Annotated in this window: 1 pseudogene; it reads left to right on the top strand. The window is 45.7% G+C overall.

What is annotated here, in order from left to right:
* Positions 1-770 (top strand): annotated as a pseudogene (locus HMPREF9065_RS10190) (calcium-binding protein); the annotation flags it as partial.

Raw genomic sequence — 770 nt, 5'->3', positions numbered from 1 at the left:
TATGATCCGCTTGCGTTAGATTTAGACGGTGACGGATTAGAGACGCTTTCAGCGGATGGTTATCGAGGTGCTTTATTTGACCATGACGGTGATGGCGTCCGAACAGCGACGGGTTGGTTAAAATCGGACGACGGATTTTTAGTCTATGACCGCAACAACGATGGAAAAATCAACGATCTCACAGAACTCTTTAGCGAACGTTTTGCATCAAATACCCCTCACGGCTTTGCAGCCCTTTCTAGTTTAGATAGTAACCATGACGGTAAAGTGGATGCCCTAGATGAGCAATTTAGCCGTTTAAAGGTATGGCGAGATTTAAACGAAGACGGACAAAGCAGTCCGGAAGAGCTTTTTACTCTCAGTCAGCTGAATATACGCGCGTTATACACGCATTTTGAAGCGCAAGACCAATGGCAGGGAGGTAATCATCTGACGCATTTAGGGCAATATGAAACCGAGGAAGGGCACCGCCACGCCATGGGCGACATCAACTTTGGTTACCAGCCCTTTTACAGTCAATTTATTGACAAGCTGACGCTTACGGAAGAACAAAAAGCCGCAATTAATTTACAAGGCGTTGGTAATGTACGGGATTTACGTGAAGCTGCAACATTATCACCGAAACTTGCCGAGTTATTGAGTCGTTATCGCAATGTAACAACAAAAGCCGAACAGCAAGCACTCTTACCGGAGTTAATTGAAGCTTGGGCGAAAACCGGTAAAGGTTACCAAACTTACGGCAAGGCACTTGCCAAAACGACGGAGTATTC

It is taken from the genome of Aggregatibacter sp. oral taxon 458 str. W10330 (genome assembly GCF_000466335.1).
Classification (GTDB): Bacteria; Pseudomonadota; Gammaproteobacteria; order Enterobacterales; family Pasteurellaceae; genus Aggregatibacter.
Note: the sequence above shows the minus strand (reverse complement) of the source record. Positions and strands in the feature narration are given on the sequence as shown.